Origin of the sequence: Shewanella sp. GD04112, assembly GCF_029835735.1 — a bacterium.
In the GTDB taxonomy this organism is placed as follows: Bacteria; Pseudomonadota; Gammaproteobacteria; order Enterobacterales; family Shewanellaceae; genus Shewanella.
On the sequence record NZ_JAOEAL010000001.1, the window covers coordinates 4,833,813 to 4,858,724 of the forward strand.

At 47.6% G+C, this 24,912-nt stretch carries 14 protein-coding genes and 3 rRNA genes; 10 read left to right on the forward strand and 7 right to left on the reverse strand.

The genetic code is table 11. The annotated features are described in order from the left end of the window. The first annotated feature begins 70 nt into the window (after window positions 1–70). Window positions 71–2,839 (forward strand): DNA polymerase I, encoded by a 2,769-nt coding sequence (gene polA, locus N7386_RS21205; protein WP_279770905.1) that lies wholly within the window; start codon window positions 71–73, stop codon window positions 2,837–2,839. 989 nt (window positions 2,840–3,828) lie between these two features. Here polA and yihA read toward each other — a convergent pair. Then, window positions 3,829–4,488: a ribosome biogenesis GTP-binding protein YihA/YsxC gene (gene yihA, locus N7386_RS21210; protein WP_011624627.1), complete on the reverse strand. Its 660-nt coding sequence runs from the start codon at window positions 4,486–4,488 to the stop codon at window positions 3,829–3,831. 169 nt (window positions 4,489–4,657) lie between these two features. On the opposite strand from yihA, the gene N7386_RS21215 reads away from it, so the two are divergent. The 5 genes from N7386_RS21215 to hemN all read left to right on the forward strand — a co-directional run bounded on the left by N7386_RS21215 (window position 4,658) and on the right by hemN (window position 9,557). Next, entirely contained in the window at window positions 4,658–5,281 is a 624-nt protein-coding gene (locus N7386_RS21215) for a c-type cytochrome (RefSeq protein ID WP_011624628.1), read from the forward strand. Window positions 5,282–6,113: 832 nt separating this feature from the next. Next, window positions 6,114–6,752 carry a class I SAM-dependent methyltransferase gene (locus N7386_RS21220; protein ID WP_279771092.1) on the forward strand — a complete coding sequence of 213 codons (639 nt, stop codon included), beginning with the start codon at window positions 6,114–6,116 and terminating at the stop codon, window positions 6,750–6,752. An 82-nt stretch (window positions 6,753–6,834) separates the two neighbouring features. Then, complete coding sequence (gene yihI / locus N7386_RS21225; RefSeq protein WP_279770908.1) at window positions 6,835–7,386, forward strand: Der GTPase-activating protein YihI; 552 nt, start codon at window positions 6,835–6,837, stop codon at window positions 7,384–7,386. Window positions 7,387–7,454: 68 nt separating this feature from the next. After that, entirely contained in the window at window positions 7,455–7,922 is a 468-nt protein-coding gene (locus N7386_RS21230) for a DUF2489 domain-containing protein (protein WP_279770910.1), read from the forward strand. A 258-nt stretch (window positions 7,923–8,180) separates the two neighbouring features. Further along, window positions 8,181–9,557 (forward strand): oxygen-independent coproporphyrinogen III oxidase, encoded by a 1,377-nt coding sequence (gene hemN, locus N7386_RS21235; protein WP_084796735.1) that lies wholly within the window; start codon window positions 8,181–8,183, stop codon window positions 9,555–9,557. A 72-nt stretch (window positions 9,558–9,629) separates the two neighbouring features. On the opposite strand, the gene add is transcribed toward hemN, so the two are convergent. After that, window positions 9,630–10,625, reverse strand: coding sequence for an adenosine deaminase (gene add / locus N7386_RS21240; RefSeq protein ID WP_279770913.1), 996 nt, complete (start codon window positions 10,623–10,625; stop codon window positions 9,630–9,632). A gap of 211 nt (window positions 10,626–10,836) precedes the next feature. Between add and N7386_RS21245 the strand changes: the two genes are divergently transcribed. Beyond that, a complete protein-coding gene (locus tag N7386_RS21245) occupies window positions 10,837–12,642 on the forward strand; it encodes a DUF885 domain-containing protein (RefSeq protein ID WP_279770915.1) in 1,806 nt (601 codons plus the stop codon). 101 nt (window positions 12,643–12,743) lie between these two features. Beyond that, complete coding sequence (locus N7386_RS21250; RefSeq protein ID WP_011624635.1) at window positions 12,744–13,757, forward strand: alpha/beta fold hydrolase; 1,014 nt, start codon at window positions 12,744–12,746, stop codon at window positions 13,755–13,757. Here N7386_RS21250 and N7386_RS21255 read toward each other — a convergent pair. The 5 genes from N7386_RS21255 to ccoG all read right to left on the reverse strand — a co-directional run bounded on the left by N7386_RS21255 (window position 13,714) and on the right by ccoG (window position 23,341). After that, window positions 13,714–16,164: an EAL domain-containing protein gene (locus N7386_RS21255; RefSeq protein ID WP_279770917.1), complete on the reverse strand. Its 2,451-nt coding sequence runs from the start codon at window positions 16,162–16,164 to the stop codon at window positions 13,714–13,716. The two genes, N7386_RS21250 and N7386_RS21255, sit on opposite strands and share 44 nt — an antisense overlap. A gap of 237 nt (window positions 16,165–16,401) precedes the next feature. Continuing rightward, window positions 16,402–16,517: ribosomal RNA gene (gene rrf / locus N7386_RS21260) — 5S ribosomal RNA — on the reverse strand. A gap of 130 nt (window positions 16,518–16,647) precedes the next feature. Beyond that, window positions 16,648–19,540 (reverse strand): 23S ribosomal RNA (locus N7386_RS21265). Window positions 19,541–19,851: 311 nt separating this feature from the next. Continuing rightward, window positions 19,852–21,394 (reverse strand): 16S ribosomal RNA (locus N7386_RS21270). Together the 16S, 23S and 5S rRNA genes form the textbook arrangement of a ribosomal RNA operon. A 519-nt stretch (window positions 21,395–21,913) precedes the next feature. After that, window positions 21,914–23,341, reverse strand: coding sequence for a cytochrome c oxidase accessory protein CcoG (gene ccoG / locus N7386_RS21275; RefSeq protein ID WP_086903501.1), 1,428 nt, complete (start codon window positions 23,339–23,341; stop codon window positions 21,914–21,916). Window positions 23,342–23,432: 91 nt separating this feature from the next. Between ccoG and N7386_RS21280 the strand changes: the two genes are divergently transcribed. Beyond that, window positions 23,433–23,783 (forward strand): hypothetical protein, encoded by a 351-nt coding sequence (locus N7386_RS21280; RefSeq protein ID WP_086903502.1) that lies wholly within the window; start codon window positions 23,433–23,435, stop codon window positions 23,781–23,783. A 116-nt stretch (window positions 23,784–23,899) separates the two neighbouring features. Beyond that, window positions 23,900–24,802: a 1,4-dihydroxy-2-naphthoyl-CoA synthase gene (locus N7386_RS21285; RefSeq protein ID WP_011627707.1), complete on the forward strand. Its 903-nt coding sequence runs from the start codon at window positions 23,900–23,902 to the stop codon at window positions 24,800–24,802. Window positions 24,803–24,912: the final 110 nt, after the last annotated feature.

Here is a 24,912-nt window from a genome sequence, read left to right on the forward strand (position 1 = left end):
GCCGTGGCTGAAATACCGTATCTGTGGCATGCTTACCGCCATCTAAGTCATCGATAAACGAAAATTACTTATGCCTACCATAGCCAATAACCCACTTGTCCTTGTGGATGGATCTTCTTATTTATATCGCGCCTATTATGCGCCTCCTCACCTGACAAACTCAAAGGGCGAAGCTACTGGTGCTGTTTATGGCGTAGTGAATATGCTTCGCAGTTTATTAAGCCGTTATCAACCTAGCCATATCGCTGTGGTGTTCGACGCTAAAGGCAAAACCTTCCGCAATGACTTATATGAAGAATACAAGGCGCATCGCCCACCTATGCCGGATGACCTGCGCTCACAAATTGAACCACTACACCGTATTATCCGTGCCTTGGGCTTGCCCTTAATCTCTATTCCCGGTGTTGAGGCGGACGATGTTATCGGCACTATCGCTCGCCAGGCTAGCCGCGAAAACCGCGCCGTACTTATCAGCACTGGCGATAAAGACATGGCGCAGCTGGTTGATGAAAATGTCACGCTGATCAACACCATGACAGATACCATCATGGGCCCTGAAGAGGTTGCGGCTAAATATGGTGTTGGTCCAGACAGAATCATCGATTTCTTGGCGCTGATGGGCGACAAGGCAGATAACATTCCCGGTTTACCCGGCGTAGGCGAAAAAACCGCATTAGCTATGCTCACAGGGGCGGGCAGTGTCGCCAATTTGCTTGCAGAGCCCGAAAAAGTCACCGAATTAGGCTTTAGGGGCGCAAAAACCATGGCGGCAAAAATCATCGACAATGCCGACATGCTAAAACTGTCCTATGAGCTTGCCACCATTAAAACCGATGTTAAGCTCGAACAAGATTGGCACGAACTTACCGCCAAACCCGCAGACAGGGATGAGCTGATCAAGTGCTACGGCGAGATGGAATTTAAACGCTGGCTTGCCGAAGTCTTAGATAATAAGGCACCAACGACAGCCACAGCAAAAGTCGAAACGGCAGAAATCCAAGAAGAATCAACGCCCAGCGTCACGATTGAAACCCAATATGATACGATTCTGACCGAAGCTCAACTCGATGAGTGGATTGCCAAACTCAAGCAAGCGCCATTAATGGCCGTGGATACCGAGACCACCAGCCTCGACTATATGGTTGCGGAATTGGTTGGCCTGTCCTTTGCACTTGAAGCGGGTAAAGCCGCCTATCTGCCCTTAGCCCACGATTATGTTGGCGCGCCTCAACAATTAGACAAGCAAACTGCACTCGAAAAACTGCGCCCGATACTCGAAGACGCCAAGCTCAAAAAAGTCGGTCAAAACCTGAAATATGACATCAGCGTATTGGCCAATGCAGGCATACAACTCCAAGGCGTGATATTCGACACTATGCTCGAATCCTATGTGTTTAACTCGGTCGCCTCACGCCATGATATGGATGGGTTGGCGCTTAAATACCTAGGCCATAAAAATATCGCCTTTGAAGATATCGCAGGTAAAGGTGCTAAACAGCTGACCTTCAACCAAATTCCGTTGGAAACAGCTGCGCCCTATGCGGCGGAAGATGCCGATATTACCCTACGCCTACATCAACATTTGTGGCCAAGACTCGAAAAAGAGACCGAATTAGCCTCAGTCTTTACCGATATTGAACTGCCGCTGATCCAAATACTGTCCGATATTGAACGCCAAGGTGTGTTTATCGATAGTATGTTGCTCGGCCAACAGAGTGATGAACTTGCCCGTAAAATCGATGAGTTAGAAACAAAAGCTTATGATATTGCAGGTGAAAAATTCAATTTAAGCTCACCAAAGCAACTACAAGTGCTGTTTTTTGAAAAGCTGGGTTATCCTGTCATCAAAAAAACCCCTAAGGGCGCCCCCTCTACCGCGGAAGAAGTACTGGTTGAGTTGGCGCTGGATTTCCCTCTGCCCAAAGTAATCCTTGAGCATAGAAGCCTGACCAAGTTAAAGAGTACTTACACCGACAAGCTCCCTCTAATGGTGAACGCGAAAACGGGTCGGGTACACACAAGCTACCATCAGGCCAACGCCGCAACGGGGCGTTTATCCTCGAGCGAACCAAACCTACAGAATATTCCTATCCGCACCGAGGAAGGTCGTCGTATTCGCCAAGCCTTTATTGCACCTCAAGGACGTAAGATTTTGGCCGCCGACTATTCGCAGATTGAATTACGCATCATGGCGCATTTATCCCAAGATGCGGGCTTACTCAAAGCCTTCGCTGAAGGCAAAGACATTCACAGAGCCACCGCCGCCGAAGTATTTGGCACCGACTTTGACAGCGTCACCTCGGAGCAGCGTCGCCGCGCCAAAGCCGTTAACTTTGGCCTTATCTATGGCATGTCCGCCTTTGGATTGGCGCGTCAGCTCGACATTCCCCGCAACGAGGCACAAACTTACATCGACACTTACTTCGCTCGCTATCCAGGCGTATTAAGGTATATGGAAGAAACACGAGCCAGTGCAGCAGAACTTGGCTATGTCTCTACGCTATTTGGGCGCCGTTTGTATTTACCCGAAATTCGCGACCGCAATGCTATGCGCCGCCAAGCAGCAGAAAGAGCCGCGATTAACGCCCCAATGCAAGGCACCGCCGCGGATATCATTAAAAAAGCCATGATCAGCATTGCCGATTGGATAAAAACCGATACCCAAGGTGAAATCGCCATGATCATGCAAGTCCACGACGAATTAGTATTCGAAGTCGATGCAGATAAAGCCGAAACACTCAAGCTCAAGGTGTGTGAACTTATGGCAAAAGCAGCCAATCTGGATGTGGAACTTCTGGCAGAAGCTGGTATTGGCGATAACTGGGACCAAGCCCACTAGCATTCAAACGCTAGACTTTAACTTCTAACACTCGTTGCTGACTCGTACTAAGGCTCATCCGTTACAGGATGGGCCTTTGTATTTGGTGCAACTTTTAGGTGCCGCTAAACTCGACATCGCAGAGAACAAGATGAGGAGAAATTGTTTACTCTGGCGAATCCCCTGATGGGCTCCCCTCTCAAGAGCGGGAAGCAGCATTCGACTCTCCATACAATACTCTCAGTCACTAAATGTTATCTCCCCTCAATTCTCGCAGCTTCAACACCGCTATAAACACAACCAGCTATCTGCGTGACACTCCATACAAGCCTAAACAATCGTTCGCTGATGGATACAACCCAGAACAATCACCAAAATAGAGTAAAAACATTAAATCTGACGAATTGATCAGTTCTGTACTAAAAATACGGTAAATTTAGCGAAATCAGTGGTTTAAATGTCTTTTGTGAAAATATCAGATCAAACACCGCTGCTTTTTTCACCTAAAACTTGAGATCTACCGCACACAATTATCACTTTTTCAAAAAAACTGTTTTCCATTTAGAGATAAATAGCGTATTATTCTCTGCGTAGGGTACAGAGGTTAAGATGTTCTATCTTTCAGACCTTTATTTCACTTATAGTGACGAGCCAAATTCTGGCGCCCCAGCAACTTGTTTGCTGGGGCTTTTTTTTGCTCTTTTTTCAGTCTAGGGATGATTTCAACAAAGGCGAGTAAATTTTAGAGTATTTACTTTAATAAAAGGTAAATTCGATGTATGCTGTCTTCATTGAGAACCATTGAAGGTAATTTGATGGTGCTTGAGTCTTGTTGAATTTAGCTTCTCCCCAAAAGAGCTAAAATTTTGGCCGGTGACTAATGTTATCGGCTATTTTTTTGCCCAAAATTTGAGGGGTGGAAATCGATTGTTTTATAAGGGAATATAACGGGATATCGCAGGGGAAGATGGCCAAATGCACTCAAGGCATCCGACCATAAAGCAAATGACTTACTCGGCGTCGTCTTGGTTTTCTAACTCATCGGCCAACCATTGCGGATGACACCATTCATTTAAGATACTCAGCACTTTAGGTTTGCCCGTGCCCTTGAGCGCAGAAAAAGGCTCAACCTGTACCCAATCACCAAATTCAACCAGCGCTTTACGCACTTCGTTCACGGTTTTCATCTTCGCGCTTTGCGCCAATTTATCGGACTTAGTCAGTAATGCGAGTACCGGAATTTCACTCGCAACCGCCCATTCGATCATCTGCATATCCAGATCTTTCAACGGATGACGAATATCCATCAATACCACAACGCCACTTAAGCACGCACGCTTCTGCAAATATTCGCCGAGGGATTGTTGCCACTTTAATTTCATGGCTAAAGGCACTTGGGCAAAGCCGTAACCCGGTAAATCGACTAATCGGCGCTGCGCATCGAGTTCAAATACGTTAATTAGCTGAGTTCGCCCCGGCGTTTTACTGGTACGCGCTAAGTTTTTCTGCTCAGTTAATGCATTGAGCGCACTCGATTTTCCGGCATTGGAGCGACCAGCAAAAGCAATCTCAACACCAACGTCGCCGGGCAGATATTGATCCAAATGTGCAATGTCAGGTGCACTGATTAAAAACTTCGCCCTGCGAAAATCTATATGAGATTCAGTCACTATTTACTCCAATATATTTACTGCGCAATACCATAATTTATGAAGAATTGCTTACTTTTCCACGTTTTCGTGTAAAATATTACCCCGATCACATTAAACATATTTTACCACGCTTGCGGGTCACCCTAGTAAGCTCAGGATAATAATCTTAACCAGAAGTTGGAACGCCATGAAAAAGTTAGCTCTTGCGCTGTCTGTTGTAGTTGCCGCCATATCTTCACCTGCGATTGCTGAAGGTAATGCTGAAGCGGGAAAAACTAAAGTTATCGTTTGTTCTGCCTGTCACGGCATGGACGGTAACAGTATGATCGATATGTACCCTAAGCTTGCGGGCCAACACGCCACATACCTCCAAAAGCAACTACATGATTTCCGTAGTGCGGCGCAATCTGGCGGTAAAGATGGTCGTATGGATCCTATCATGAGTGGTATGGCAATGCCTCTAAGCGATCAAGATATTCTTGATATCAGCGCTTATTTCTCTAGCCAAGCAATCCAAGTTGCTGAAGCGAAAGATGTTCCTGAGCTAGGTGCAAAACTTTACAAAGGTGGCGATGTATCACGCGGCATCACAGCTTGTATGGCATGTCATGGTCCAGATGCTAAAGGTGCTGAATCAGCAGGTTTCCCTGCATTAGCCGGTCAACACGCTAACTACATCAAGATCCAACTGACTAAGTTCCGTGATGCAGGTCGCCACAACGACCTCAACGGCATGATGCAAGATGTCGCGAAAAAGTTAAGCGACAGTGATATCGAAGCATTATCTAAGTACATTGCTAGCCTGAAATAGGTTTTAGCGATAAAAAAGGGTGCACTTTCACCCTTTTTTATCGCCGCAAAGTTTACGTTAACGTAAACTGATAAAGATTCATGCTTGACATAGATCACAGATTTGGGTTTAATAAGCCCCGTACCGAGATAAACCCATCTGTTTGTACAAATAAATTAATAATAACTTGCAGATTTCGGTATAATTAACATTCAAGATATAAGAATAAAGACTCTCAATAACAATAATATAACTAAGACCACTCTCTAATAATAATAAGAGCAGTGATTTCGCCTTGAAATCCCGGTCAGTACATTTTTGTAAGGGATGGCCGATAACGCCAATTTGCGATAAGCAAATCGCCTTACACTCAGGGTAACTTGCCCCATCAGGACACAGTTTGAATGATTCAAACTGTAGCAAAGGAAGCTAATAGCTTTGGATGCACTGGCTGGAAGCTTGTTATCACTGGAAGGTACTTCAAGCAACATGGATGGTTAACTTAACGTCATTGATGACGCTGTAATAAAGATGTGTCTTGAGACCATCTACGGAAACTGTGGTCTGGATGGCAACAGAAACTAATTAAGTGTCTGGAAGACCGATAACTAAAATGATGCAGGGAAAGCAGTAAAAAAAGAAGGATACCGACCGGGAAAGTCGCATAGCAAGTAAGGATACTTGGAATCAGAATAGGGTGCAAAATGCACCGTTTGTAAGGCGGCAGTTTAACTGCCGCCTTTTTTCTTTGTTTTTCTTTGTGATAATCCACCAGCATACATCTAGCTCCGAAAGTGCACTTCCGCAATATAATTGTTACAATCAAGACCTTAATACTTTTCTAGTTGACTCAATGCGCAGATGTCCCCTTTGTCATAGCACGCAAACACTGTTGCTCCTTCAGGACAAGAAACGGTGTTTTTATGTTTGCCAGACATGCGGACTCACCTTTGCAGACGCAAATAGTCATCTTCCTCCCGCAGCAGAAAAACAACGTTATGGCCGTTCGCGGATTGCCTCCAAACAGCGCCAACTGTCGCAATTTATTTTACCGCTACTGACACAAATACAATTGCAGCAAAAAGGTAGCCTTACGGGCTTAAATTTTGGCCGCGTGTTAGATCAAACCAGTCTGGCGACCATTGAATCGGCGGGGCACACTTTCAAGCAGTATGATCCTTTCTTCGCGCCAGACCACGAAACGCTTAAGCAAGAGTATGATTTTATTTGCTGCTACCGAGTTTTTGAGCATTTTCAGCATCCCAGCAGAGAATGGAGTCTACTGACCCGTTTACTTAAATCGGGCGGCTGGTTAGCGATTAGCACTCCCTTATTAATTGATTTAGAAGGCTTTGCTAAATGGCATTATAAAAACAATCTCACTCACGTGAGTTTTTACCAAAGACAAACCTTTGAATACCTAGCGAGTAATAGCGATTTTGAACTATTATTTGCCGCGAAAGACCTCGTTTTGATGCAAAAAACATCATAATCTGGTATAACAGCCGACCGAATTTAGTACCGAGTCGACCCCGTATCGGCTAGGCCATACGTTGTAAACAATTGAGAAAATCATGTCTCGTAGCAAGAAAACACGCAAGGGCGGCGAGAATAGCCCTAAATTACAGCCAAGAGTGAAAAAGCAGGACCGTGCAGAAGTCACTGGCAAGCGCGCCGAAAAGGGCAATAAGTCTGGCAGTCGTCATAATGAAGCACTGATCAATGCTCAAGCACCACAGAAAAAGGCTGCGCAGAGCAAAGATCCTCGCCATGGCAGCAAAAAGCCTGTGGCATTGGCCTTACCAACTGCAACAGAAAAGCCTGCCACACCAAAGGTTAAGCAACCTAAGCTAACCGACGAGCAAAAACTGCTGAAGTTGGAAGAAGATCCAAGACTGAACCAGTTGCTCGATATGCTCGAAGAAGGCCGTAACTTAAGCAATGACGACCAACAGTGGTTAGATCAGCAGCTGAACAAGATTGAAGCCCTGATGATTAAATTGGGTATCAGCGATGAGCTAGAAGATGAAGCGCCAGCAAAATCTAAAGCCGATTCAGATGATGACCTGTTCGATCGCTTTGAATCCGGTGCCGACCTGCTAAAAGATTATCAAGATAAGTTTTAAATCTTAGAATATGCATAAAAACAAAGCGCTCAGCCTTTGTTTTTATGCAGTCTAAACAAGGAGTTTACGTGTCTACCACTCTTATCCTGCTTGGTTTTATCATCATTGTTGCCCTCAGTAGCTACGCCACCTTCTTACTCCTCAAACTCAAGCAACAGAAACAACGCCAACAGGCGCTCACTGCCGAACGTGAAGCGGCCGCTAACGCGAAGCGCGCCCAAGTGCTAGAAGATATTCGTTATATCGCCACCGCCATGATTGATGACCGCTGTGAAATCTCCGAAGGCGTGGTGAGGATTGGCCGTTTATTTGAAATTTTATCCTTAAGCGAGCGGGTTGCGCCTGAGTTCCCGGCATTCTTCCAACACTTTGAGCTGATTAAAGACCACCCGATTATGGAAGCTCGCCAAGCCCTGCCGAAGCAAGAACGGATGAAGCTCGATTTTGTCCGCATGAAATCTGAAGCAGAACTGGCCGAAGACATTACCGCCGATGCCAAAAAGCTCTCCAGTTATCAGTTAAAAGCCCCGCATTAAGCTCACGATATTAGCCTCAAGGCCAAATCCTTGGCTTTGAGGCCCAATCTCTCCCGCATTTCTTTTCCCACACAGAGTACGGCTTCCCGTGAGCCTGTGCACAAAACCTCCAAAAAACAACAGACATTGGCTCCTTTTTCATAGATATTGCGTAACTTCTAAAAGGACAGACATCATTTTTACAACCTAGATCAAGGTTATTTGGCTAAGAACCTTGCATACTTCGCTTGTTGCTAATTTACCCTCGGAGGACACGCCTTGAAGCAGCCCACTCAGATAAGCTGGGATCAGTCGATGATCGAAAAATATAACTACAGCGGTCCCCGTTACACTTCTTACCCAACGGCGCTGGAGTTCGATGATTCATTCACTGAACAAAACCTGTTAACGGCGATTGAAAACAGTAAGAGTGACAAACTGTCGCTGTATATTCACATCCCCTTCTGCGCCAAACTTTGCTATTACTGTGGTTGTAATAAAGTTATCACTCGCCACGCCCACAAGGCCGATCAATATATCGAGTATTTGAGCCACGAAATTATTAAGCGTGCTCCGCTGTTTAAGCACTACACAGTCACCCAAATGCACTGGGGCGGCGGCACGCCAACTTTCTTAAATCCTGAGCAAATTCTGAAGTTAACCGACTTAATCAAGGCTAACTTTAACTTTGCCGCTGAAGGTGAGTTCTCTATCGAAGTTGACCCGCGTGAAATTGAGCTTTCAATGCTCGACACCTTAAAAGAAGCGGGCTTTAACCGCATTTCTATCGGGGTGCAGGACTTCAATAAAGAAGTACAAGTCGCGGTTAACCGTGAGCAGGACGAGCAATTTATTTTCGATTTAATGGCCAAAGCCAAGGCCATGGGATTTGTCTCAACCAATATTGACTTAATTTACGGGCTGCCACATCAGACACCCGAAACATTCGCCGCCACCATGCAGCGCGTGTTAGACCTGTCGCCCGATCGTCTTTCTGTGTTCAACTATGCCCACTTACCCGCACGTTTTGCCGCGCAGCGTAAGATTAAAGATGAGCACTTACCTTCGCCGAAACAAAAACTCGAGATGTTGCATCAAACGATCGAGACCTTAACTGGCGCTGGTTATCAGTACATTGGCATGGACCACTTCGCTAAGCCTGACGATGAGCTGGCTAAGCTGCAACGCGAAGGCAAACTGCACCGCAACTTCCAGGGTTATACCACCCAAGAAGAATGCGATCTGCTCGGTCTTGGCGTGTCTTCAATCAGCCAAATCGGCGATTGTTATGCGCAAAACCAGAAGGATATTCGTCCTTACTACGAAGCCATCGACAAAGACGGACATGCACTGTGGAAAGGTTGTAGCCTGAACCGTGACGATGAAATCCGCCGCGTCGTAATCAAACAACTGATCTGCCACTTCGATTTAGATATGGCAAAAATGGACGAGAAACTAGGGATTAAGTTCGAGGAATACTTCGCCGAAGACTTAAAACTGCTGCAAACCTTTATCGACGATAAGTTAGTCGACGTCACCGACAGAAAGATCACCATCAGCCCCACAGGCCGCCTGTTGATCCGCAATATCTGTATGTGCTTCGACCTTTACTACCGTCAAAAAGCGCGTCAACAACAGTTCTCCCGTGTGATCTAACACTGACGCATCTCCAATAAAAAAATCCGACTCAAATGTCGGATTTTTTTATTGGGAAATAAAGCTACTTACTTAAGCTTTAGCCGCATACAGCGCCTTGCGCTCACTCTCGGATAAAAACGCCATTTCCACCCCGTTGCGTTGCACCTGAGCCAGCTCTGCATCGCTTAGACCCAGTTCAGACTTAGCAATACGGTACTCATGCTTGATATCAATCGCACTCACACCCGGATCATCGGTGTTCAGGCTTATCAACACACCCGCATCCATAAAGGTTCTGAAGGGATGTTCCGCATAGGAAGACACGGTCGATGTGTGCAGGTTGCTGGTTGGGCAAGATTCGATACCGATACGGTGTTTAGCGAGATATTCCATCAACTTAGGATCGTGAATCGCATTCACGCCATGGCCGATACGTGTCGCCCCCAGTTCCTGAATCGCTTGCCACATACTTTGTGAACCCGCCGCCTCCCCCGCATGGGCGGTAATGGCTAAGCCCGCATCTCGCACTCGCTTAAAGTGCTCGTTAAACAATTCGCCAGGGAAGCCAAGCTCATCGCCGGCTAAATCCATCGCGATTATATGTTGTTTATGTGCGAGCAGGCCTTCAAGCTCCTGAGTACAAGCGGCTTGGCCGAAGGAGCGCGACATAATCCCGATTAGATTGATTTTAACTTGGTAATCTTTCAGGCCCGCTTTCACCCCGTCGATAACCGCTTCAACCACACCTTCAATCGGTAGTTTATGGTTCATCGCCATGTAATATGGGCTAAAACGCAGCTCCGCATAATCAAGGCCTGATAACGCCGCATCCGCCACGTTTTCATAGGCGACACGTTTTACCGCATCTAAATCAGCGAGAACGGCCACCATCCAGTCAAGCTTCTTCAAGAAGGCGACTAAGCTGGTTTCTTTCCCCTGAATTTGTACAAATGGCGCGAGACTCTCTAAAGAATCGGCAGGCAAAGCAATGCCGTGTTGGTGTCCGAGTTCCCAAATGGTGTTCACTCGCACGTTACCATCTAAGTGACGATGCAAATCCACCAATGGAATGGATGTATTGATCATAATTAACCCCTATGTGAACTACCCAGCCAATGCTTTTGTTATTTGGTCTAGGGCGGACCCTAAGTTTAACACGCATTCTTTGGTGGCACTCAGCTAAGGGCGGGATTTAAATTCACATTCAGTCACAATTCTGCTTAATATGCGTACAACCATCTGGGGTAAACCTCAGGCATAATGACTTCAATAACAACGAAAATATCCGAGATAAATCATGCATAAACTCTTTACCCCAAGCTTACTGATTTGCGCCCTGAGTGCCTGTAGCGCGGCTCAGCCCCCGTCTGCACCAACCGCACAGACAACCGTGGCTGTTGCACAATCCACAGCCAAGACTATGGCTCCGGCCTTGCAAGCGATTGTGGATCAAAGTTGGCAACTCCAACTCAGTGCCAGCCCTGAAATGGCCTATGGAATGGGGGATAAGAGTGCTGCGGGTAAACTGCAAGATCTGTCCCCAGAAGCCTTAGCCAAACTCAACCAGGGACAAATTGCCATTCTGGCCCAATTGAAAGCCCTGGATCGCAGCAAGCTGAGTAAAGAAGATAAAATCAACGCCCAAATCCTTGAGGATCAGATCCAGAACGAGGTCGACCTGTATAAATACAAGGATTACTACCTGCCAATCACCGCAGAGAGCGGCTTCCACGCCTATATATCCTCCATTGCACAAGGGCGATTCAACACCCTAGAAGATTACCAAAACTACCTAGGTAAGCTTAAGGCGCTACCGACCTATTTTGCCCAGCAAACCCATTGGTTAAAACAAGGCTTAAAGGAAGGGATCACACCGCCTAAAGCCACGCTCAAGGGATTTGAAAACAGCATTAGTGCCTACATCTTACCAGTAGAGAAAAGCAGTTATTTTAAGCCTTTTACTCAATATCCAAGCCACTTTACCGAGGCGCAAAAAGCGCAACTGACCCAAGAAGGCCGAGCATCGGTCGAGCAGAATGTGCTCCCGACCTATCAGGCTTTTTATGATTTTATGACTCAGGAGTATATGCCCAACACTCGGGAAAATATTGCCGCCAACAGCTTACCCGATGGCGATGCCTTCTATGAGAACCGCGTTCGTTACTACACGACCTTAAATATGACCTCGGCCGAAGTGCACGAGCTTGGTTTAAAAGAAGTAAAACGTATCCGCCAGGAAATGGAGCAAGTCATTAAGTCTGTTGGCTTTAAAGGCAGCTTTGCCGACTTTTTACATTTCTTAAGAACCGATCCCCAGTTTTATACTACTAGTGCGGATCAGCTCCTGAAGGAAGCGGCATTTATTGCTAAAAAAGCCGATGCCATTTTGCCCAAATATTTTGGTAAATTGCCGCGAAAACCCTATGGTATCGCGCCAGTGCCTGCTGAAATCGCCCCCAAATACACCTCAGGCCGTTATTCAGGCTCAAATCGTGATGACGAGCCGGGTTACTATTGGGTTAATACCTACGCCTTAGATAAGCGTCCGCTCTATGAACTCGAAGCACTAACGCTGCACGAAGCCGTGCCCGGGCATCATCTGCAGATTTCACTCAACTCCGAACTGAGCTCATTGCCTGATTTTCGTCGCTACAGCTATATTTCGGCCTTTGGTGAAGGTTGGGGATTGTATAGCGAATACTTAGGATTAGAAGCGGGATTCTATCAAGATCCTTACAGTAACTTTGGGCGCCTAACCTATGAGATGTGGCGCGCCGCGCGCCTCGTTGTCGATACGGGGATGCACGCCCAAGGCTGGAGTCGAGAGCAAGCCATCGAGTTTATGGCGAGCAACACGGCATTATCGCTCCACAATGTGACCACTGAAATTGACCGTTACATTACTTGGCCAGGGCAAGCGCTCTCCTACAAGATTGGTGAGCTCACCATTAAACGTCTACGCGCGAAAGCCGAGCAAGCCTTAGGCGATAAATTTGATATTCGCGCCTTCCACGACGCCGTATTAGAGAATGGTTCTGTGCCTATGTCGGTGCTGGAGCAGCAAATAAACGACTTTATCGAAGCGCAAAAAGCCGCGATTTAAGCTCATCCAAGGGAGCGGGTATTTTCCAGCTCCCTTTCCTGCCCGCCCCAGTTCTCTGATACACTCTAGCAAACCTTTTTGCCCGAGATGTGCGACAGAGTATGAGCCAAACGCCCCTAAACTTTCCAAGGGAAGAGTTTTCCAAGGTAGCTTTTTCAACGGAACACGATTTAAATACTTCTGAACAGCAAGCCTTCTGGCAGACCGTTGTCCAAGACACACTCAAAACGCCCGATGGATTAACCTTAGCCTATATGATGGTCAAGCATCCCAAGGCCCATGCCAGCATTGTAATCAGCAGTGGTCGAGTAGAGTCCTACTTAAAGTATCAAGAATTGGTATTTGACTTGTATCAGCAAGGTTATTCGGTGTTTGCCATCGATCACCGCGGCCAGGGATTATCAAGCCGCATGACGGCCAATCCCCATCAAGGCCACGTGCGGCGGTTCAACGACTATATCGACGACTTTGCCCTGTTTATGCAAACCGTTGTACTCAAACATGCCACTTCGCCATTATTCTTGCTCGGGCATTCTATGGGCGGCGCCATCGGTACCTTGTATCTAAAACAACATCCAGATGTGTTTACGGCGGCGGCATTCTCAGCCCCCATGTATGGCATTAAGTTACCTATGCCAAAAGGGTTTGTCCGTTGGCTTGCGAGTAAGCTCGATGCCAGCCTCAATGGTGGAGAACCTAACTACGTGCTCAGCGGGCAAAACTATAAGGCCGCTCCCTTTAAGGGCAATGATCTCACCCACTGCCAGAGCCGTTATCAAGCCTATAGAGAGTTGTACGATGCGGCGCCAAAGCTGCAATTAGGCTCACCGACTAACCGCTGGTTGACTGAATCCTTAGATGCGGCCGATGCCTGTGTCTTGGCCACGGCACATATCCGTACGCCCATTCTGATCCTGCAAGCCAGTGAGGATAAGATTGTCGACAATGCCGCCCAAAATCTGGCGGTAAGCTCAAATTGCCAATTAAAAGTGATTGCAGGGGCTGCCCATGAGATTTTTATGGAGAAAGATAGCTACCGTAATCAAGCGCTTAATTACGCACTCGACTTTTTTAAACGCTACGCAACAAGGGACGTGGACAAACAAGCTGTTTAAAGTCATTAACACTTAAGGCGCGAGCAATATTGTAGCCTTGGAAGCGGGTACAACCTAAGCGGCTAAAGAGTTGCTGTTGCTGTGGTGATTCGACACCTTTGGCCACGATAGGCAAGTTAAAGGATTGTACAGACTGAATCAGCGCTTGGCTCCAGCTCGCATCGTTCGTTAAGTTAGCGGCACAATGTAAATCGAGTTTCACCTCATGCAAGGGATAGTGACGCAAGCAACTCAAGGCGCCCTGTCCCGCACCAAAGTTATCTAGGGTTATTGCCACCCCTGCTTCTGCGAGCAGACTCATCCTCGGCTGAATAAAGGAGGTTGATGTTAGTAATGCACTCTCGGTTAACTCAATACCCAGCTGATTGTCATCCAGCTCGTAGCGACGGGTTAACGCAACCAATTGCTCGACAAAATCGGCTTGGCAGAAAGATAAGGTACTAATATTCAAAGTTAAACGTGGCAGGTTAATACCCTGTTGTTTCAATTGCTTAATCAACTGGCAAACGCGCGTAGCCACATTTAAATCGAGCGATGCAATCAAACCATGGCGCTCGGCTAAATCAATAAATTTAGCGACCGGGACAATTTCCCCATCCGCTAAATGCCAGCGGGATAAAACCTCGGCCGACACTATCTTGCCCTGCATATCCACCACTGGCTGGAACATTAACGACAACTGATTTTCGGCAATTGCACGCTCTAATCTGTTCAATAAAGACGACTCAGTATCCTGCGAGCGTTCTAAATCTGGGTGATAGAAAGCGCAACCTGCGTGTTCACTAGACTGAGCATGCTGCATCGCCAGTTCGGCACGTCGCACTGCGAGTTCTGGCGCAAGCGTATCCACAGAATCTAATAAGCAAATCCCAATATTCGCATTTAAACGAAAATCATGTTCACCATAATGGAAGGGACGAGTGGCGATTTGTTTAAGCTCAGTAGCCAACGCCAAGGCTCGACGTCCGGCCATATTCGCATCGGCAGCCAACTCCTTAGCTAACAAGGCGAACCGACCCAATTCGAGATGAGCAACGACAATATTTTCAGCAAAATAACTCGATAGCCTTGCACTTAATTGCGACAACAATCGCTCAAGCTCATGGGATGTAAGAGTATTATTCGCCCCAAGGGTTTCAACATTGAGTAATAACAAAGCCCCCCAATGCCCCGCACTGGTTCGCTGATTAAGGTATTGGGATAACTGCGCCATAAAGGTTTCGGGGAGCATCTTAGGCCCAGCCACAGATTGCTTCACTAATTCGGCGATCGCAGCATGGTTTCGCTCACTCTCCGAAACATCGACATGAATGCCGATCATTCGAGTCGGTCGACCAAGGTGGTCCCAGTCGACTAACATGCCACGGTCAAATACCCAAACATAATGCCCATCTCTATGTTGTAAGCGATGGACACTCTCAAATTCTTTAGTCTTGCCACAGACATACTCTTGCAGGCAGTCCAACACGGCTTGCTTATCATCGGGATGCAAACGCGTTTCCCAGGTCTGGAACACTTCCTCTAGCTCGTCGGGTTGATAGCCAATCATTTCCTTCCAACGATCGGACAAAAAAACTTCGCCAGAACGAATATTCCAATCCCAGATCCCATTGCGTGAACCTTCAACCGCAAACAACCAACGTTGCTCACTATCGTTAAGCTGCTTAACTGCACGTCCTAAATGTTCATGAACCTGCTGCAGTGTCGTTTGTAGAGACAAGACCTCGGAGGCACTCCAAGGCACTTGAGTCGAAAACTCAGGAGTGCCTACATGCTTCGCCGATTCGCTTAACATCTTGAATGGACGGATCAAGAGGTAATATAGAACAAAGGTAAAACCGATTAACAACAGCGCCCCGAGTCCCCAGACACGCATAAATCGTTGTTGTAATTCGGTTGAAGCTTTAGCCACTAACGGCGCGAGATCAGACTCAAGATAGATAAGCTCTGTCGCTCCAGGATATTGAGCATCGACGGGATAATAGGCTTGAATCGATAATCGGTCTGGATTAATTGAAACACTCGCCTGTCCAGATTGCACCACGGCATGATGCCGGACCACATCGTAACCATCAATCACTTCAATGGCATTGCTATCACGCCAAACAGTATGATTTGCAAATCGAATCCGGCTATTCGCATCCAGCAAGATATAAACCATGACATTCATATCTAAGGTTGCCAGAGAGACTTCCTGCTCGATACGTTCAACATCTTGTAACGCTTGTGCCGACTGCACTATCGTTTGCATACGTAAAAGTTGCTGCTTTATCTGGTTCACCTGGCGATCCGCCAGTTCATTACGTACCAGCTCGCTCTCATAGAAATACTCAGCCGTAACCAACACTAAATAAAGTGCCAGCATGCAGACAGGTATCAATACTGCGAGCGAGAGTTTACGAAGCATGGGTAGCCAAATGTCTTTAATAAAAAGATGGACGCCCAGTATGCTAACGGGAAACCCGTTACTAAGCAAAAAGACTTAACATAAGTGGAGTTATTTTAGACTAAATACGCTAATCGATTGAAAGAACCGCTAGCAAACGAGACGATAAAGTGAAGAATAGAAAATAAGTTAATAAAACAGAAAATAACAAAAACAAAAAAGCCAGCTTATTCAGCTGGCTTCATTGTTTAATTAGGCGCTTGGCGATGACCTACTCTCACATGGGGAGACCCCACACTACCATCGGCGCGATTGCGTTTCACTTCTGAGTTCGGGATGGGATCAGGTGGGACCACAATGCTATTGTCACCAAGCAAATTTGCTATTTACTTACCCGGCTTATCTCATGCAGGCAGTAAATGAATTCGGAAAGCTGGATTGAGTTCCACTTCTTAAGTGTTTGTATTCGTCTAAGGATTACTTAGTAAAACCCATCTGGGTTGTATGGTTAAGCCTCTCGAGTCATTAGTATCAGTTAGCTCAACGCCTCACAACGCTTACACACCTGACCTATCAACGTCCTAGTCTCGAACGGCTCTTTAGTGGACTTAAAGTCCAAGGGATGACTCATCTTGGGGCTCGCTTCCCGCTTAGATGCTTTCAGCGGTTATCGATTCCGAACATAGCTACCGGGCAATGCCATTGGCATGACAACCCGAACACCAGCGGTTCGTTCACTCCGGTCCTCTCGTACTAGGAGCAACTCCCCTCAATCATCCAACGCCCACGGCAGATAGGGACCGAACTGTCTCACGACGTTCTGAACCCAGCTCGCGTACCACTTTAAATGGCGAACAGCCATACCCTTGGGACCGACTTCAGCCCCAGGATGTGATGAGCCGACATCGAGGTGCCAAACACCGCCGTCGATATGAACTCTTGGGCGGTATCAGCCTGTTATCCCCGGAGTACCTTTTATCCGTTGAGCGATGGCCCTTCCATTCAGAACCACCGGATCACTATGACCTACTTTCGTACCTGCTCGACGTGTCTGTCTCGCAGTTAAGCTGGCTTATGCCATTGCACTAACCGTACGATGTCCGACCGTACTTAGCCAACCTTCGTGCTCCTCCGTTACTCTTTGGGAGGAGACCGCCCCAGTCAAACTACCCACCAGGCACTGTCCTTAACCCCGATTAGGGGCCCAAGTTAGAACATCAACACTACAAGGGTGGTATTTCAAGGACGACTCCACGAGAACTAGCGTTCCCGCTTCAAAGTCTCCCACCTATCCTACACATGTAGGGTCAATGTTCAGTGCCAAGCTATAGTAAAGGTTCACGGGGTCTTTCCGTCTAGCCGCGGGTATACGGCATCTTCACCGCAATTTCAACTTCACTGAGTCTCGGCTGGAGACAGCGTGGCCATCATTACGCCATTCGTGCAGGTCGGAACTTACCCGACAAGGAATTTCGCTACCTTAGGACCGTTATAGTTACGGCCGCCGTTTACCGGGGCTTCGATCATGAGCTTCTCTTGCGATAACCCAATCAATTAACCTTCCGGCACCGGGCAGGCGTCACACCGTATACGTCATCTTGCGATTTTGCACAGTGCTGTGTTTTTGATAAACAGTTGCAGCCACCTGGTATCTGCGACTGCCGTCAGCTTAGGGAGCAAGTCCCATCACCAACAGCAGCGTACCTTCTCCCGAAGTTACGGTACCATTTTGCCTAGTTCCTTCAGCCGAGTTCTCTCAAGCGCCTTGGTATTCTCTACCCGACCACCTGTGTCGGTTTGGGGTACGATTCCCGCTAACCTGAAGCTTAGAAGATTTTCCTGGAAGCATGGCATCAACTACTTCATCCCCTTGGGGACTCGTCATCAGCTCTCAGTGTATAGTGACCCGGATTTGCCTAAGTCACCCACCTACCACCTTAAACGCGGACTACCAACGCCGCGCTAGCCTAGCCTTCTCCGTCTCTCCATCGCAGTTAGCGGAAGTACAGAAATATTAATCTGTTTCCCATCGACTACGCCTTTCGGCCTCGCCTTAGGGGTCGACTCACCCTGCCCCGATTAACGTTGGACAGGAACCCTTGGTCTTTCGGCGAGGGGGTTTTTCACCCCCTTTATCGTTACTCATGTCAGCATTCGCACTTCTGATACCTCCAGCGTGGGTTACCCCTTCACCTTCAACGGCTTACAGAACGCTCCTCTACCGCGCAACCCTAATGGATTGCACCCGTAGCTTCGGTGGTATGTTTAGCCCCGTTACATCTTCCGCGCAGGCCGACTCGACTAGTGAGCTATTACGCTTTCTTTAAATGATGGCTGCTTCTAAGCCAACATCCTAGCTGTCTAAGCCTTCCCACATCGTTTCCCACTTAACATACACTTTGGGACCTTAGCTGACGGTCTGGGTTGTTTCCCTTTTGACGACGGACGTTAGCACCCGCCGTCTGTCTCCCGGATAGCACTCTTTGGTATTCGGAGTTTGCAAAGGGTTGGTAAGTCGGGATGACCCCCTAGCCTTAACAGTGCTCTACCCCCAAAGGTGTTCGTCCGAGGCGCTACCTAAATAGCTTTCGAGGAGAACCAGATATCTCCCGGTTTGATTGGCCTTTCACCCCCAGCCACAAGTCATCCGCTAATTTTTCAACATTAGTCGGTTCGGTCCTCCAGTTGATGTTACTCAACCTTCAACCTGCCCATGGCTAGATCACCGGGTTTCGGGTCTACGCCTTGCAACTAAACGCGCAGTTAACACTCGGTTTCCCTACGGCTCCGCTATTCGCTTAACCTCGCTACAAAACGTAAGTCGCTGACCCATTATACAAAAGGTACGCAGTCACGGTCTCAAGAACCGCTCCCACTGCTTGTACGTATACGGTTTCAGGTTCTATTTCACTCCCCTCACAGGGGTTCTTTTCGCCTTTCCCTCACGGTACTGGTTCACTATCGGTCAGTCAGGAGTATTTAGCCTTGGAGGATGGTCCCCCCATATTCAAACAGGATATCACGTGTCCCGCCTTACTCGTTTTCATCAAAGGTTAGTTTTCGTGTACGGGGCTATCACCCTGTGCCGCTGGACTTTCCAGACCATTCCACTAACACCCCTCTGACTTAAGGGCTAATCCCCGTTCGCTCGCCGCTACTAGGGGAATCTCGGTTGATTTCTTTTCCTAAGGGTACTTAGATGTTTCAGTTCCCCTCGTTTGCCTCACTACACTATGTATTCATGCAGTGATAACAGCTTATGCTGCTGGGTTCCCCCATTCGGACATCGTTAGCTCAAATGCTTGTTACTAGCTCGCCAACGCTTTTCGCAAGTTACTACGTCCTTCATCGCCTCTGACTGCCAAGGCATCCACCGTATACGCTTAGTCGCTTAACCATACAACCCAAATGAGTTTCACATCACTTGCGCTGTTGCGACCAGCTGGTTTTACTTGTCTCATCTTCGACCAAGAAGATGGACTCGCCTTAGACTTGAATATTCAAGACACTTAAAAAGTGTTTTAAGAACTCAATTTTTTTCGTATTAACACAACGACAGACATCATTGCGTTAATTACTATCAGCTTTCCAAATTGTTAAAGAACAATGCTTACCGGCTCGCGGTGCATTTCGCTCTCCCTCCTCTTTCGAGAAGTTCAACAAGCCATCTGTGTGAACACTCAACAAACATCGAGTTAGTCGTATAGGTAAGGAGGTGATCCAGCCCCAGGTTCCCCTAGGGCTACCTTGTTACGACTTCACCCCAGTCATGAACCACAAAGTGGTGAGCGCCCTCCCGAAGGTTAAGCTACCCACTTCTTTTGCAGCCCACTCCCATGGTGTGACGGGCGGTGTGTACAAGGCCCGGGAACGTATTCACCGTGGCATTCTGATCCACGATTACTAGCGATTCCGACTTCATGGAGTCGAGTTGCAGACTCCAATCCGGACTACGACGAGCTTTGTGAGATTAGCTCCACCTCGCGGCTTTGCAACCCTCTGTACTCGCCATTGTAGCACGTGTGTAGCCCTACTCGTAAGGGCCATGATGACTTGACGTCGTCCCCACCTTCCTCCGGTTTATCACCGGCAGTCTCCCTAGAGTTCCCGCCATTACGCGCTGGCAAATAAGGATAGGGGTTGCGCTCGTTGCGGGACTTAACCCAACATTTCACAACACGAGCTGACGACAGCCATGCAGCACCTGTCTCAGAGTTCCCGAAGGCACTAAGCTATCTCTAGCGAATTCTCTGGATGTCAAGAGTAGGTAAGGTTCTTCGCGTTGCATCGAATTAAACCACATGCTCCACCGCTTGTGCGGGCCCCCGTCAATTCATTTGAGTTTTAACCTTGCGGCCGTACTCCCCAGGCGGTCTACTTAATGCGTTAGCTTGAGAGCCCAGTGTTCAAGACACCAAACTCCGAGTAGACATCGTTTACGGCGTGGACTACCAGGGTATCTAATCCTGTTTGCTCCCCACGCTTTCGTGCCTGAGCGTCAGTCTTTGTCCAGGGGGCCGCCTTCGCCACCGGTATTCCTCCAGATCTCTACGCATTTCACCGCTACACCTGGAATTCTACCCCCCTCTACAAGACTCTAGTTTGCCAGTTCGAAATGCAATTCCCAGGTTGAGCCCGGGGCTTTCACATCTCGCTTAACAAACCGCCTGCGCACGCTTTACGCCCAGTAATTCCGATTAACGCTTGGACCCTCCGTATTACCGCGGCTGCTGGCACGGAGTTAGCCGGTCCTTCTTCTGTAGGTAACGTCACAGCTGCAAGGTATTAACTTACAACCTTTCCTCCCTACTGAAAGTGCTTTACAACCCGAAGGCCTTCTTCACACACGCGGCATGGCTGCATCAGGGTTTCCCCCATTGTGCAATATTCCCCACTGCTGCCTCCCGTAGGAGTCTGGGCCGTGTCTCAGTCCCAGTGTGGCTGATCATCCTCTCAGAACAGCTAGGGATCGTCGCCTTGGTGAGCCATTACCTCACCAACTAGCTAATCCCACCTAGGTTCATCCAATCGCGAGAGGCCCGAAAGTCCCCCTCTTTCCCCCGTAGGGCGTATGCGGTATTAGCAGTCGTTTCCAACTGTTATCCCCCTCGACTGGGCAGATCCCTAGGCATTACTCACCCGTCCGCCGCTCGCCACCTCAGGAGTAAACTCCCTTGTGCTGCCGCTCGACTTGCATGTGTTAGGCCTGCCGCCAGCGTTCAATCTGAGCCATGATCAAACTCTTCAATTAAAAGTTTTGTGAATCCGAAGATTCGGCTCAATGAATTCTGAATCGACTTAACTTAATAAGTCGTTGTACATATTGCTATGAACACTCATTCATTGATGTAAATTTTGATTACTCGCCAAACGGCAGAGTAATTTCGATTAACTCAACACCTGTGAGTGTCCACACAGATTTCTTGTTTAGATTGTTAAAGAGCATTTGACCATTCACTTCGCGTTACCGCTCAGCGGGTCAGGGCTGCGTATTCTACGCATTTCCCTTGTCGCGTCAAGGCGTTTTTGCAAACTTCTTGAGGCTTTCGAATCAACTGCACATTTTGCATTCGATTCGCACTGTCACCGCGCTTGCTTTCGCTGTCTGCCGTGTCAGTGGATGCGCATTATAGGCAGCAGAACTTTTTACGCAAGGGCTTTTTGACAGAAAGTTTCGATTAATCATCTAGACGCCTAGATATCCAGCAATATGAATAAAAAAGGGGCTAAACAGCCCCTTTTTGAATGCATTTACTTAACAAAAAACTTACTACGGACTGAAGAAACGCGATTCTTGCTCGACTTCGACTTCTTCACCATCGATATGGGTTTTCACTTTTATCTCGATGTTAGTCACTGAGCGCGAAAGTTCGACCGGATCGACCCCGACACTGATAGGTAGAGTTAACACCTCTCCACCCGCAATCGTCACTGAGGTTGGTCCATACCATTTATAGTTGTTGAGGCCTTCAACACTCATGGTGTATTCATGGGCTTGTTCTGTCTTATTGAGAATTTTCAGGGTGAAGGTGTTTTCAATCAGCCCTTGATTGTTTTCCCTATAAAGTTGGTTACGGTCGCGGATGATATCCATACGCACGGGTGCAATCGTCGCGCTCGCGTAGATAAAGATCAGGATCATGGCAGCCAACACCACGCCATAGCCCACCAGCTTAGGACGCAATACCTTCTCTTTGATACCTTCGAGTTTATTCTCTGTGGTATAGCTAATCAGCCCCAGAGGATATCCCATCCGCTCCATGGTTTGATCACAAGCGTCGATACAGGCGCCGCAGTTAATACATTCGTATTGCAAGCCGTTACGAATGTCGATACCCGTTGGGCAAACCTGGACACAGAGGTCGCAGTCGATGCAGTCGCCTAATCCCATTTCTTTCGGGTCGGCTTTGCGTGAGCGCGGGCCGCGGGTCTCACCGCGTTTTGCATCGTAACCTACGATATAAGTGTTTTTATCAAACATCGCCGATTGGAAACGGGCATAGGGGCACATATGGATACACATAATTTCACGCATCCAACCCGCATTACCGTATGTTGCGAAGGTAAAAAACACCACCCAGAAGTAGATTGCGCCTGATGCGTTAAGGGTAAAGACATCGACATACACTTCGCGGCTCGGCACAAAATAAGACACGAAGGTCATGGCTGTGAGCAGCGACAATAAAATCCACGCAGTGTGTTTTGCCGTCTTGCGCCAAAGTTTGTCAAAGTTCCATGGCATTTGATCTAGCTTGATGCGTTTATTACGTGCACCTTCGAGTTTTTCCTCGAACCAAATGAACATAAACGTCCACACGGTTTGCGGGCAGGTATAACCACACCAAACGCGGCCAAGATAGGTTGTGACGAAAAACAGTGCAAAGGCAGCTATCATAAAGAGAGCCGCGAGTAAGGTGAGATCCTGAGGCCAAATGGTGAGGCCAAAGACATGAAACTTCTGCTCGCCCAGATTGAACCAAACGGCTTGACGATCTCCCCAAGGGATCCACGGCAGAATAAGGAAGAAGAGCATTGCGACCCAACCCATACGGCGGCGTACGCTACTCCATAATCCATCGATTGCCCGGACATAAATCCGGTTGCGGGGGTTAAAGCGATCAGCCTTATTTTCATCTGGCTGGTGAATCTTAATTCGATTGGTTTTCGAATAGTCCTTGTTATTAGATTCTGCGTTCATCGTGACAGCCTTTTACTGCTTTAATATTGGACGAAAACTGGCTTATTATACCCATATTATTAATGGTTATTCACTTATGTTGGACTAAAAGATGAAAGGTTGGATCATATTAGCGCTCCTGTGTGGTGCATTATATTACTTATACACCGAAACAGACAAATTAGATGCACCTATAGCTAAAACAGAGGAAATGGTTCAGAAGATAGAAAATAAAATGGGTTCGATGACGGGCACCCAAATTATTAAGATCGATCAGAAACGCACTAAGGCTCGAAAAGAGATTTTGGAGCGACTATCGGCTCCTGAAGTCGAAGAATTTAATAAAATCCCACTTACCGAAGACGGCATTGCCGATTTTAAAGACAGCTATTGCGGCACTAAAGCGCCCGAGCACCCCATTTTTAGCCGAGATAACCTGTTTTTTATCTGCGATAACCTCTAATCCCACTTACAGGCAAACGGAATTTTGCAGCCCATCACTAAGCATGACGCTTAGGCGATTGACCAAAGACATGATTCCGCCTAGCCTTTGAACTTCAATTACATAGGCCTTGTATCATGACTAAACCAGTATCAGATATTTTTGATCCCGCACTGTGGGATGAAGTCAGCGGATTTAATTTCGACGATATCACTTACCATAGAGCCAAAGCCCACGGCACAGTGCGTATCGCCATCAACCGTCCAGATTGCCTCAATGCCTTCCGCCCAAAGACGGTCGACGAGTTGTATATCGCCCTCGATCACGCTCGCCAATGGTCCGATGTAGGTTGTGTGTTACTCACAGGCAATGGCCCCTCCGCCAAAGGACAATATTCGTTTTCCTCCGGTGGCGATCAACGTATTCGCGGCAAAGATGGTTATAAATATGAAGGCGCAGAAGAAGGCAAAGCCGATTTAGCCAGAATGGGGCGTTTACATATCCTCGAAGTCCAACGATTGATCCGCTTTATGCCTAAGGTGGTGATCGCCGTCGTGCCGGGTTGGGCGGTGGGTGGCGGCCATAGTTTACACGTTGTCTGCGACTTAACCTTAGCCTCGAAGGAACACGCCGTCTTCAAACAAACCGATCCCGATGTCGCGAGTTTCGATTCTGGCTATGGTAGTGCTTATCTTGCCAAAATGATTGGCCAAAAGCGCGCGCGAGAAATTTTCTTCTGCGGCTTTAACTACAGTGCCGATGAAGCCTTTGCCATGGGAATGGTCAATAAATCGGTTCCCCATGCAGAACTCGAAGTCGAAGCATTAAGATGGGCCAAAGAGATTAACTCCAAATCGCCAACAGCGATGCGTATGTTGAAGTACGGCTTTAACATGACAGACGATGGCATGGTCGGTCAGCAACTGTTTGCGGGTGAAGCGACACGCTTAGCCTATGCCAGCGCAGAAGCTCAGGAAGGGCGCGATGCTTTCCTCGAAAAACGCGATCAGGACTTTTCAGCGTTTCCTTGGCATTACTAATCGAAGCTGATTGTCATATAAAGCCCTCATTTGAGGGCTTTATATTTTTTAGCGCTTATAGATAGAAAAAACCGTTTAAACTAATCTCAAAATACGGGTTTAAATTTTAA